Raw genomic sequence first — 12,173 nt, forward strand, 5'->3', positions numbered from 1 at the left:
CCGTTCGGCGGCGGGGGAGGCGGGCTACCGGGTGCGGGGTTCGTTGATCCGTTGGCGTCGTCGTTGGCAGGGCTGGCTGATCAGGAGCGGGCAGGGCTGGGGTTCAGCGACGAGCCGGCCGATAAGGACGATGAGAAGGAATCCGAGCCTCCGGAGTTCGAGGACGCCGACCACGAGGGCGAGGGCGAGGGCGGCGAGGGTAGCGGCGACGCGGAAGGTGACGGTGAGGGCGCGGGAACGCAGCCGGCCGGTGCCGGTGGCGCGGGGGCCGGTGACGGTGAGGCGGGCGCCGCTGCGCCGGTCGTGGAGCCGCCGAAGTCGACTGAGGTCACATTGCCCAGTGGCGAGGTGACAGAGGCGCGATCGCCTGTGGGGGCTGAGGCGGTGCGAGCCGCGTTGAACGGCGCGTCGGTGTCTGAGTCGTATCAGAAGTCCGGGATCACGTTGCCGCCCGCGGGAACTCCGGTCACAGAACCGATCCCGCCGACGAAGTTGCAGGCCGGCGATGTGGGCATGTGGAAAGACCACCAGGTGATGTCCTTGGGCAATGGCAAGGTGCTGGTCTCGGGCCAGGAGCAGCCGTTGGAGAGTGTCAGTTCAGGGCCTGACTTCCTGGGCTGGTTCGATCCGACCGCAACAGGTAAGACCCCGGCAGCGGTGTAGATCGTGTCTGTGGAGACGTTTGTGCGGTCGGCTGGGGGTGTGATGGGTGGTGTGCGTGACGGCTTCGGGGCGACTGGCGGTTCGGCGCTGTTGCCGGTCCCGGCCAGTCCGCCACCGGCCCCACCTGCCCAACCGCCCGGTAGCGGGCAGGCCGCTGATGGTCAGGAGAACAGCGGTTGGCAGATCAGCAATAAGGTTGCCGCCCTTGCCGATCAGGACAGCACCGCGCAGTCGGAGCTGTCGTCCACTTTGGGGTGCTCCGACGAGCATCAGGGTGAGATGACCGCGATCATCGATCAGGCAGTGGTCGATGTGCAGTCGATGGGTTTGGCGACTAACACTCCAGAAGGCAAGCGGGCGTTGATCACCGCGATCATGCAGCGACTGGAGGAGACCCGCGGTACCGCCGATGCCGGCACTGCGCACGCGAGCACTCATGCTGCCTCGACGGCGGCGAATGTGGGTGGCTACAACGATATTGGCGGCGTTGCTCGCGGTCCGTCGCCGCTGGCCGGGTTCGGCGGTGCCATGCCCGGCGGTGGCGGCATGCCCATGGGTGGCGGTATGCCCGGTGGTGGCGGCATGCCGGGCATGGGTGGGTTCTCTGCGCTGGGGCAACCGTTGAGCGCATTGAGCGGGCTGGTCTCCCCGGCTGCACAGTCCGTCACCAAAGCCGCGTCGAGCTCCACGTCTGGGCGGGGGTCGGGTACTGGGGCTGGTGGTGCCGTTTCGTCGGCCGGGCGTATCCCTGTCAGCGATGTCCGGTTTGACCGCGAGGGGTTTGCCGTCGGCCGGGAGGCCTACAAGGGCTATGTGGCCGAGGCGCTCGACGTCATGGGCATCACTGATCCGCAGGCGCGGCAGCAGTGGGCGGACGGTTTGATGACGGCGGCGGCGCGGGAATCGAGCTTCAATCCGCTGGCGATCAATCTCAGTGATTCCAATGCCCACGGTGCGCCTGCGGCTGATGGGTACTTCGGTAATTCGTCGCGGGGTGGGTTGCAGACGATTCCGACGACGTTCGCTGCAAACCACCAGCCCGGCACCTCGACCAACATTTATGACCCGGTGGCCAATATCAGCGCCGCCATGAACTACGTGATGGACCGGTACAACGTCTCCCGTGATGGCAGCAACCTGACGAAGGTGGCTCAGTTCAACCCGGGTTCTGCTGGAGGTGGTTACTGATGTCTGTGGAGACGTTTGTGCGGTCGGCTGGGGGGGTGATGGGTGGTGTGCGTGACGGCTTCGGGGCGACTGGCGGTTCGGCGTTGTTGCCGGTCCCGGCCAGTCCGCCACCGGCTCCACCGGCCCTACCGCCCGGTAGCGGGCAGGCCGCTGATGGTCAGGAGAACAGCGGTTGGCAGATCAGCAATGAGGTTGCCGCCCTTGCCGATCAGGACAGCGCCGCGCAGTCGGAGTTGGAATCGGCGGCGGGCTCGTCTGGGTTGCATCAGGGTGAGATGACCGCGATCATCGATCAGGCTGTGGTCGATGTGCAGTCGATGGGTTTGGCGACTAATACTCCAGAAGGCAAGCGGGCGTTGATCACCGCGATCATGCAGCGGCTGGAGGAGACCCGCGGTACCGCGGATGCTGGGTCTGCTGATGCTGGCACTCATGCTGCCTCGACGGCGGCGAATGTGGGTGGCTACAACGATATTGGCGGCGTTGCTCGCGGTCCGTCGCCGCTGGCCGGGTTCGGCGGTGCCATGCCCGGCGGTGGCGGCATGCCGGGCATGGGTGGCGGTATGCCCGGTGGTGGCGGCATGCCGGGCATGGGCGGGTTCTCTGCGCTGGGGCAACCGCTGAGCGCATTGAGCGGGCTGGCCTCCCCGGCAGCACAGTCCGTCACCAAAGCCGCGTCGACAAAGCCAGGTGGTGGTGCTGACCGCGGGCTGGATACCAGTGGTCCCGGCCGCGCTGATGAGCGTGGGTTGCAGAAGTACACCAAGCTGATGAACCGCGCCATCAGTGCCGCGTTCCCCGAGATCAAGGAGATCGGTGGGGTACGGCAAGATTCGCTGCACTGGCATCCCGACGGGTTGGCCCTCGACATCATGATCCCTAACTGGGACACCCCCGAAGGCCGGCAGTTGGGCAATGAGGTCGTCAACTTCCTGGTCCGCAATAGAACAGAGCTGGGGCTCGATCACATGATCTGGCGGCAGCAGATGATTCAGCCCGATGGAAGCGCATCAATGATGGGTGGTCGCGGTAGCGCGACGCAGAACCATATGGATCACGTACACGCGGTCTCGATCGGCGGGGGAAGGTAGAAGCGGGTGGCGGGATCGAACGAGCCTGAGGAGCTGCGGCCGTCTCGGCGGCGCGGGACTGGGCTGACCTATACCTCGTTGGAGCAGGTCGCCGCGTGGCGGTTTCTGTGGCATCGGATGGCGGTGGCGGTGGCACGGCATTCGGTGCGGCTGGTGCACGATCCGTCGAAGAACTACGGCGCGTCGACCTTGGTGGGCGTAGTGGTTGCTGCACTCGCGCTGGGGGTCTGCTTTGTGCTGGCGTGGTTGCGACCCGCAGGTCAGATCGGCGAATCGAAGCTGGTGGCCGATCGTGGCAGTGGGGCACTGTATGTCGATATCGGCGGCGCCATGCACCCGGTGCTGAATTTGGCGTCAGCGCGACTGATCCTGGGCCAGGATGTGTCACCCAAGTTGGTGCCGATGGCGCAGATCGAGGATCGCCCAATGGGACCGATGGTCGGGATTGTCGGTGCGCCTAACGATTTGGTGCCGCGCACACCGCAGACCACCGGTTGGGGATTGTGCGACAGGCTGGGCTCGGGTGGTCCGCAGAGTAAGCCGTCGGTGACGGTTCTGGCCGGGGATTTGGAGTTGGGCGACTGGTCGCGTGAGATGCACTCGCCGCAGGCGGTGCTGATGAATTATGGCGGTTCGGTGTATCTGGTGACCGATGGCCATCGGTCACTGATCGACCTCGCCGATCGGCCGGTGATGCTGGCGCTGGGCATCCAGGCCGGTGGTGTGCGGCCAGCCCCGATGTCCAAGGCACTCTTTGAAGCCTTGATTCCCACTGCGCCGCTGCGGGTTCCGGCGGTACCGAGCCCTGGTGGCCCCGTGGGATACACCACACCGCAGCTGCCGGTGGTGTCGGGATCGGTGGTTCGGTCGGAGTCCGCCGACGGTCAGCAACAGTTCTTTGTGGCCTTGCCTGCCGGCATGCAGTTGATTCCCGAGACGGTGGCATTGATGTTGAGCAATGCTGATCCGTCCGGGCAGGGCCGTGTGCTTGAAGCCGCCCCGCACATTGTGGCTGACGCTCCGCAGGCTGTGGGCTTCGACGTGTCGAAGTATCCGCGCGGGCCGTTGACGTTGTTGGACAAGGCCGTGGAGCCTGTCACGTGCGTGGTGTGGCGCAAGGATGCCAACGAACCGCTGGCCAGCGTGAGAACGGTATCGGGGCGGCGACTACCTATCCCGGTCAGTGAGGAGCCCAAGGTGATGCAGATGGTCTCCGGGCAGGCCAGCGATGCTGCCGATGCGGTCTACCTGGACTCCGATAGCGCGAACTTTGTGCAGGTGACCGGTGTGGAACCGGACTCTCTGCGCCGCGAATCGCTGTGGTGGATCGGCGACACCGGGGTGCGGTTCGGTATTGACGTGGCCGGCCAGAACAATGCGACTCAGCAGGCGCTCGGGTTGAAGGACACCACCCCGACGCGAGCTCCCTGGACGGTCATCCGGTGGTTGCCGGCTGGGCCGTTGCTCTCGGAGCAGGCGGCGCGCGTGCAGCGGGACACGGTGATCAACATTCCGGGTGAACGGCTACAGGGGCAGGGGAACCGATAACGATGACCAAGCAGGGATTCGATAAGGACAAGGTGCGCGCACCAGACCTTGGCGAGCGCAGCCTGACATTGCCCGAGCTGGCCGAGCTGGTGCGTCCGCCGCAGTCGAAGCCGCCGATGTGGGTGTGGATATTGGTCTTCGTCGTCGCCGTGGTGACGTTGCTGGTGATCATGATCCGCAGCGGTGCGCGCACGATGGGGATGGGCGGCCTGTTCATTTTGCCGATCATGCTGATGTCGGTGTTCATGATGATGCGCAACCGCGGCGGCGGGCAGAACGAGAAGGCGCGCCCGGCTGCATTGGCGCAGAGCCGGGTGGATTATGCGCGCACGCTCGATGAGCTGCGCGAAGATGTGCATGAGGGAGCACGAGCACAGGCTCGCGAGATTGCCTACCACCATCCCAACCCTGCTGAGGGTGCGTTGTTGACGCTGGTCGGAACGGCCCGGATGTGGGAGCGATCCCCGAATGACCGAAATTTTGGGCATGTGCGTATAGGCGTCGGGGTGACGCGGTTGAGGACGAAAATTCTTCCACCACAGAAAGTTCCGCCCCCGGAGTTCCGGGAGACTGCGACCGCGATTGCGGCGCGGGACTTCATGCTGACGCAGAACGTGGTTCATGACGTCGCACGTCCGTTGCATCTGTTCGACCAGATGGGGTGGACGTTCTTCACCGCCGATGATGATCAACGTTCCATCGTGCAGGGGTTGCTTCGGGCGATGGTGTGTCAGTTGTGTGCCTTCCATGGCCCTGATGTGGTGCGGCTGGCGATCATCACCGACGACGAGGCGGCGTGGCAGGGCGCCAAATGGCTTCCCCACGTTGGGGATCCGGTATTGGTCGATGCGTCTGGACCGGTACGGATGATCTACTCCGATGTGGGCGACTTCATGGAACGCCACGGCGCCCAGTTGCAGGCCAAGGGTCCGTGGTCGGCCCGTATGGAGGGGATGCCGGCCCCCGATGATCACATGGTGGTGGTGGTGGATTTACCCGGCGCCAACTGCGCTCCGCTGCTCGGGGTGCTGAAAAGCGGTGAGCTCGGTGAAGCCGTGGATGCCATGGGGTTCGCGGGGCTGTGTGTGTTGGAGGCGACTGGAGATACGTTCTCGGCGTTGGCGACGTCGGCGACGGCCTTCGTGCTTGATGACCAGGATCACTTGCTGCGGGCTGAGGAGGTGCTGTGATGGCCGAGGTGTCGAGTCGGTATGCGAAAGGCTTGAAGTTCGCGGCGAAGCCCGACGTGATGTCGCAGGTGGAGTTTGAGGTGTTCGCCCGGGCGGTCGCCCGCTTTGAGCGTGAAGATGCCGCCACACGGCTGCTCGCTGAGCGGGCCGCCGATGCTCGCGCGGGTCAGGATTTCCTCGACTTCTTTGAGGTCGCAGATGCCCGGCAGTGGGATCCGCACACGTTGTGGTCGAAGGTCACCGCGCAGAGCAGGTTGCGGGCACCGCTGGGGAAGAACCCGACCTCCGGCAAGACGGTGTGGCTGGATTTGAAGGAGGACAAGGAAAGCGGCATGGGGCCGCACGGGATGCTGACCGGACAGATTGGATCTGGGAAGTCCGAGACGCTGGTGGCGCTGATCTTGGCGTTGTCCATGACGCACAGTCCCGAAGTGCTGCAGTTGATTCTGGGTGACTTCAAGGGTGAGACCGCGATGATGGCGCTGGCCGACTTGCCCCAGGTCCAGGGCGTTGTTTCCAACCTGGAAGAGTCCGAGTCTCGGCTGGATCGTCTACAGGACATGCTCAATGGTGAGGTGGTGCGGCGAGAGACGATCTTGAAAAAGGCGGGGTACAAGGATGTCCGCAACTATGAGCGGGCGCGGGCGACCACACGTCCTGAACTGGAGCCGCTGGGCACGCTGCTGATCGTGATCGATGAGTTCTCCGAGCTGTTGAAGATCCGTCCCACAGTGGTCGAGACGTTCGACAGGATCGCCCTTAAAGGTCGCGGTTTGTGGATGCACATTCTCAATGCTTCTCAGCGGGTGGAGACGGGTCGGATGGGCGGGATGATCGCCCAGCAGACCTACTCGATCGGGATGAAAGTCAAAGACGCCGGGCAGTCGCGGCAGGCGATCGGGTCACCGAAGGCGTACACCGATTTGATCGGAGCCCCGGTGGGCACCGGCTTTTTGGTGTACGAGGGTGAACACCATCTGTTCCGGTCGTTCTACGTGTCGGCGCCGTTCATTCCGCCGGTTGTGGGCAAGGCTCAGCGCCGACGCCAAGAGGGGCAGTTCATCGACGCGCACCGCTTCGAGGCGCAGGTGCATTCCCTGCCGATCGACATCGAGCTGCTGGAGGACGAGGACGACCGTGCCGCTCAAGAGCAGGCCCAGAAAGAGGCGCTCGCCCAGACAGACATTGATTCCCCGACGGTGGTCTCGACCGTCGTCGGGCGGCTCGCCGAAGCAGGCCGTACGTGTCGGCCGATGCACCGCATGCATCTGCCGCCGCTGGAGGATATTGCCACGATCCCCTTGGACACGATGGCCCAGGAGATGTGGGGACGCGACTGGCTGGATGTGACCGCGGACGCGGGTCTGCGAGTGCCCTACGGCCGTGCAGATGACCCGTTCGCTCACACCCAGGACTTGGTCGTGGCGGACCTGTCCGGGGCCAAAGGCAACGTGATGGTGGTCGGGGCCCCGCAGAGCGGAAAGTCCACCGCGGTGCAGGCGGTGGTGGCGTCGTTGGCGATGTCGCACAGTCCGCAGCGGGTGCAGTTTTACGGCATCGATTTCGGTGGCGGCAAGGTGGCGTCATTGGCTGGTTTGCCGCATGTGGCCGGGGTGGCGGGTCAGGGGAACGCGGAGAAGATCGCGCGGGTGGTGAGTGAGGTCGAGCGGCTGCTCAAGGACCGGGTGCGTAGCTGGGAATTGGCCGGCATCGATCTGGATGAGTTCCGTGCCCGCAAGTTCGCCGGCAAGCCCGGCGAGTTCCCCGACGACGGTCACGGCGATGTGTTCCTCATCGTGGACAACCTTGGTGGGCTTAAAGATCAGGATTTCGAACTGCACGGCCGGATCGTGGCGATGGGTAGCGGGTCGGCACTGAACTACGGTGTTCATCTGCTGGTGACCAACGACCAGTGGATGACGGCGAACCATACGCTCAAGGACAAGTTCGGGACGCGCATCGAGCTGCGGGTGCAAAGCGCCACCGACAGCGAGGCCGGCGATCGTGACAAGGCCAAGAAAGTGCCGGAGCAGCCTGGACGAGGACTGACCAACATCAAGGGCAAGGTGCTGCACTTCCTGTCGGGGGTGCCTGCGGCTTCGGCAGTGCTGGGCGCTCGGGTGGGGTCTAGTGACTACAGCCAGGACGTCGTTGTGCAGACGTGTGCACTTCTTGCCCAGCGGTGGAGCGCTCTGGGCGTGGCCCCGGCACCGACCTTGCCGACCCTGCCTGCGGAGGTGAGCTATGCCGAGTTGGGCGATGTGCCGCGCGGTACGTTGAAGCTCGGGGTCGGGGAGCAGGCGCTGCAGACGGTGGGGGTCAACCTGGCTGAGTGCCCGCACTTTTACGCAGTGGGCAGCGCGCAGTCGGGCCGTACCACTGTGCTCAAGACGCTCGTCGCGTCGATCCAGCAGAGTTTCACGCCAGAAGAAGCTCAGATCATCAGCTTTGACGTGGGCCTGGAGTTGGGGGCGTTCATCGATCCGGCTTACTTGGCGTTCTACAGCTCGGAGGCTCAGCAGATCGGCGCGGCGGCCAAGAAGCTGGCGGCCAAATTCGCCGAGCGCACCGCGCCGGCGGATGCGAGTCGCGAGGAGAAGGCGCGGTGGCGGTTCAGCGGACCGCGCTATTTCATCGTGATTGACGACTTCACCCAGCTCAATGTGCCGGGGTACAGCTCGATGTCGTTGGTGGCCCCGTTGGAGCCCGTGATTGCGCGAGGCCGCCAGATCGGTGTTCACCTGCTGGTGGCCTCGGCCGTCAAGAATTGGATGTCCAGCACCGGAGGCAACAAGATCATCTCCGGGATGAGTGCAGCGGGAGCCGGGGTGTTGATCCTGGATGGTGAGCGCAGCGACGGCCCCATTGTCGACGGCATTCGCGCTACTCCCCGGGCTCCGGGTCGCGGTGAGTTGATCTACCCGAAGGGGGGCCGCCAGGTGATTCAGGTGGCTACCGCACCGCTACCGGAAGGCTACAGTCCGGATTCTGGTCGTGACTCGTGGTGAACCGGGAAATTCGCGCATGACAACGTCGTCAAACCATGGTGGTATCAAAGGGGCAGGCTGGCCGCATACGGCTGGCAAACACATAGATAGAACAAAGGCTGTTCACTTTATGTGTACGTGGTGACTATTCCTGTGTTATCGTGCAGGAATCCTGATTAGTTAGGGAGGGCGTACATGACGTCGGTAGTTGTCAATCCGATCGGGCTTGCCGCTGCGGCGGCGGCCACCACCGGACTGTCGGCACAGGCTGCTGGGCATACTGCGCAGGCTGCTGCAGCCGCTGCGGTGGTGCCGCCGGGGATGGAGGAGATTTCGGCGACCAACGCTGCGAAGATCGTCGCGTACAGCGCGGAGGTGACGTCGGTGTTGTCCGGGGCCTCAGCGATGCAGGCGATGTACGGCGTGGCGAACTCGGTGGCCGGCACGGTGATGTCGCTGGAGGATGCCGCCAACGCCGTGTTGATGAACGCGGTGCTGTAGGGCCGCGCGGGGAGACTGGGGAGCGTTATGCCACCGGGGGCCTATCAAGCTGAACCGCCGGAACTGACGTCGGCGGGGTTCTGGTTGGGGCCGTCGGCTGCCTCGTTTTTCGCGTCGGCCGCGCAGCTTCAAGCGTTGGCGGCTGCCGTCATCGGCATGCTGGGTGGGCACGCGGCCGTGGAGTCCGCGATGTCCATCAACTGGCCCTCGGTGACCGGGGAGGTCGCCCGGGTGGCGCACGTGCCGCATCTGGCGTGGCTAGCGACCGTGGCGACCATGCTCAACCATGCTGGCGCCAGCATCATGGCCACCGGGGAAGCCTTCGAGACACTGCGGGCGGCCACCCCCAATCCTGGTGAGGTTGTCGGCAATCAAACCGAGCACGGCGCACTGGTCGGGGCCAATTTCCTGGGGATGCTGACTCCGCTCATCATCGCCAATCGCGGCCAGTACACCGAGATGTGGATGAGGGGGTCGGCCAACAAGTCGGCCTACGAGGCCGCATCCATGGCCGGAGTGCAGGCGATTCCGCCGCTACCACCACCGCCGCCCAGCACCGTCGGTGCTGCCGGTGGTGGCTCCCAGCCAGGTGAAGGGCTGGCCCAGGCCGCTGATCCCAGTCAGATGATGAACACCGCGACTGGGCTGTTCCCGCAACTGTTGAGCATGCCGATGCAGGCACTCAGTGGCGGCGGCCCGTTCAAGAGCCTCACCGAGATACCTCAGCAGGCGCTGGGTCAGATCAGTTCGCTGGCGTCCTCGGTGGATCTCGCGCCAGAGGACTCCGGTGGCGAGTTCGCCGGCGGCGACGCAGACTGGGTGACGCAAACACCGCAGGCCGGTGGCGCGGTGGCGGCCTCCCTCGGTGGTGCCGGCGGGGGCGGCGGTATGGGAGGAGCGGTGTCGGCCGCCTCAGCGCTGCGCAGTCCCGGCTCGTGGGCGTCCTCGGTGAGCGCGGCGAGTCCGGTCAGCGCCGACACGGGATCACGTATCGAGCAGGCGCGAGTCGGCACGACGATGCCGGCCAGCATGGGCGGCGGGGGAATGATGGGCCCGATGGCTCATGGGGCCGCCGCGGCAGGCGGCGCCGGTCAGCACGACAGCGAGAAGAAGCAGGTCGACGGGGCAACTGTGATGGCCGCCGCGTCGAACCTCTACAGCGGCACTGACACGATGCCGGTGATTACCGGAGGCGGCGGTCTGCTGACTGCCAACACCGGGGGCAAGGGGGTGCCCTGAGCGCGTTGCGGGCACAACACATATTCGACAGATACCTCCAGGTGCCGCACCCGAAAAGTGCTGCGGCCGTTGATGAAAGGCTGAGAAGACATGCAAATCGCCGGCGATATGGAACTCATGGAGACCACCCAACAGGGTCTCTTCGAAAAGCAGGACCGCCTGCAGTCCATGGTTCAGCAGCTCGGTTCGGCGCTCGAAGGCGTTGCACCGGGCTTCAAGGGCAGCGCCCAGGTCGCGTTGATGCGGATCGGTGAAGACCTGCAGACCATGGGCAACCAGCAAGCGATGATGCAGGAAGAGCACGGTCAAAAGATGGGCGTTTCGAAGGCCAGCCTGCAGGAAGGCGACGAGGACGCCGCCTCCGGGCTCAGCGCCATCGACGCCTTCACCGTCTGACCGGCACACCCCGACATCCCCGCATCCAGGAACGAATCTAAAAGGAGCACATCATGAGTTTGATCGAGTACAACATCCCGTTGATTCAGGACTGCGCTCAGCAGATCGCGGCCTGCAAGACGATGACAGCCGAAGTCGCCGCCGAAGCCGCGAAGCTCAGGGGAATGACCGAGGCGCACTTTCAGGGTGGCGGCGGCGACTCATTCCGCGAGAACTACACCCAGGCCATCACACTGGTCGATGCGTTGAGCGGCAAGCTCAACGAAGCCGAGACGGCCCTGCTGACCGGTGCCGACGGGATGGTCGCCAAGGACGGGGCGATCAAGGCGCAGTACGTGTAGGTGGAAAGCACCTTCGGTGACGGGTATTCGGCCCGGTCTGGCGATTATGTCGACAGGCCGGGCCGAGTGCTTGAGGGCGGGTTGTACGAGAGATCTCACGACGGGAGAGGGTAGAGATGACCGGGGCGGCATTTGTGGGTCGGCCGGGTCCGCGCATGGCGGGACCGCGGCCGGCGTCGAGCTTGGAGATCACGGCCGAGGGGCTGTGGCTGGTGCAGGCGTTGTGCGGGGTGGAGACCCTGCCCGCGGTGCTGGTCTGCCGTCCGTTCGTCAGTGAATGCGGGCTGCCCGAGAGCCACCCCGGCTATGCGGTGCTCGAGGAAGCCGGGGTACTTCTCGACGGTCAGGCCGTGCACCCGCAGGTGAAACTGTGGGTCGAGGCGCTGGGCAACCCGGATGTGGTGTTGGCGTGTCTGATCCATCGCGGGGGCGAGCATCTACGGGTAGCTATCGCACGCCGCGGTGATATGACGATCGCGGCCGCGCGGCACGGCGAAAACGTCACGGTGGAAAGTCTGGGTTCGGGAATGACGATCGCGGGCGTGGTAGAGCGCGTGCTGCCGCTGTGCGGGCCGGTGCTGGAGCCGGCCCGCTTCGATGCGGTGACTGTCCCCACGGCCGACCTGCTGAGCAGTTTGGCGCAGGTTCTGCGCGGCGAGCACAGCCCGATGGTGGCGTTGGGTCGCCTGGGCATGGATGCCGATCAGCATCGCATCGTGACGCAGGCCGCCGATCATCCGATCATGGAGTTGTCGATGGCTGTGGTGACTCACGGCAGCAATCATCAGATGCAGGTCAGCAAGGCAGCAGCCACGGTCACCGACACCAGCGCAGGAAGGCTCATCAGTGGGCCTGTGCGCAGCGAGAGCGGGTCGTGGTGGACGCTGATTGCTCCGGGCACTACCGCGGCGATCACTTCAGCGCTGAATGCGGTGATGGCGACGGTGGGGCTCGCGGACTGGTCGTCCACGCCCCGGATCGGGCGTTAGATGGGCCACGACTGGTCCGCTGTCGGGTGCTGAGCCCGAC

General features: G+C 65.0%; 10 protein-coding genes and 1 pseudogene. All 11 read left to right on the plus strand.

Going from position 1 to position 12,173, the window contains the following annotated elements:
* Positions 1–663: pseudogene (locus CSQ99_RS31005) on the plus strand (hypothetical protein); the annotation flags it as partial.
* A 3-nt stretch (positions 664–666) separates the two neighbouring features.
* Positions 667–1,851 carry a transglycosylase SLT domain-containing protein gene (locus CSQ99_RS31375; RefSeq protein ID WP_245908928.1) on the plus strand — a complete coding sequence of 395 codons (1,185 nt, stop codon included), beginning with the start codon at positions 667–669 and terminating at the stop codon, positions 1,849–1,851.
* A complete protein-coding gene (locus tag CSQ99_RS15590; RefSeq protein ID WP_141562678.1) occupies positions 1,851–2,942 on the plus strand; it encodes a VldE C-terminal domain-containing protein in 1,092 nt (363 codons plus the stop codon). The genes CSQ99_RS31375 and CSQ99_RS15590 overlap by 1 nt, the downstream gene beginning before the upstream one ends.
* A gap of 6 nt (positions 2,943–2,948) precedes the next feature.
* Positions 2,949–4,490, plus strand: coding sequence for a type VII secretion protein EccB (eccB, locus tag CSQ99_RS15595; RefSeq protein WP_245908929.1), 1,542 nt, complete (start codon positions 2,949–2,951; stop codon positions 4,488–4,490).
* A gap of 2 nt (positions 4,491–4,492) precedes the next feature.
* On the plus strand, positions 4,493–5,680 hold the full coding sequence (locus tag CSQ99_RS15600) for a cell division protein FtsK (protein ID WP_099039954.1): 1,188 nt from the start codon (positions 4,493–4,495) through the stop codon (positions 5,678–5,680).
* Positions 5,680–8,688 carry a type VII secretion protein EccCb gene (gene eccCb / locus CSQ99_RS15605; protein ID WP_099039955.1) on the plus strand — a complete coding sequence of 1,003 codons (3,009 nt, stop codon included), beginning with the start codon at positions 5,680–5,682 and terminating at the stop codon, positions 8,686–8,688. Before CSQ99_RS15600 ends, eccCb begins: the two co-directional genes overlap by 1 nt.
* A 174-nt stretch (positions 8,689–8,862) precedes the next feature.
* Positions 8,863–9,168, plus strand: coding sequence for a PE domain-containing protein (locus tag CSQ99_RS15610; RefSeq protein WP_099039956.1), 306 nt, complete (start codon positions 8,863–8,865; stop codon positions 9,166–9,168).
* A 27-nt stretch (positions 9,169–9,195) separates the two neighbouring features.
* On the plus strand, positions 9,196–10,407 hold the full coding sequence (locus tag CSQ99_RS15615) for a PPE domain-containing protein (protein WP_099039957.1): 1,212 nt from the start codon (positions 9,196–9,198) through the stop codon (positions 10,405–10,407).
* 90 nt (positions 10,408–10,497) lie between these two features.
* Positions 10,498–10,803, plus strand: coding sequence for a hypothetical protein (locus tag CSQ99_RS15620; protein ID WP_099039958.1), 306 nt, complete (start codon positions 10,498–10,500; stop codon positions 10,801–10,803).
* Between the two features lie 53 nt (positions 10,804–10,856).
* Positions 10,857–11,144, plus strand: a complete 288-nt coding sequence (locus CSQ99_RS15625) for a hypothetical protein (protein WP_099039959.1) — start codon at positions 10,857–10,859, stop codon at positions 11,142–11,144.
* 155 nt (positions 11,145–11,299) lie between these two features.
* Positions 11,300–12,133, plus strand: a complete 834-nt coding sequence (locus tag CSQ99_RS15630; protein ID WP_245908930.1) for an ESX secretion-associated protein EspG — start codon at positions 11,300–11,302, stop codon at positions 12,131–12,133.
* Positions 12,134–12,173: the final 40 nt, after the last annotated feature.

The sequence above is a fragment of the Mycobacterium neglectum genome, assembly GCF_002591975.1.
In the GTDB taxonomy this organism is placed as follows: Bacteria; Actinomycetota; Actinomycetes; order Mycobacteriales; family Mycobacteriaceae; genus Mycobacterium; species Mycobacterium neglectum.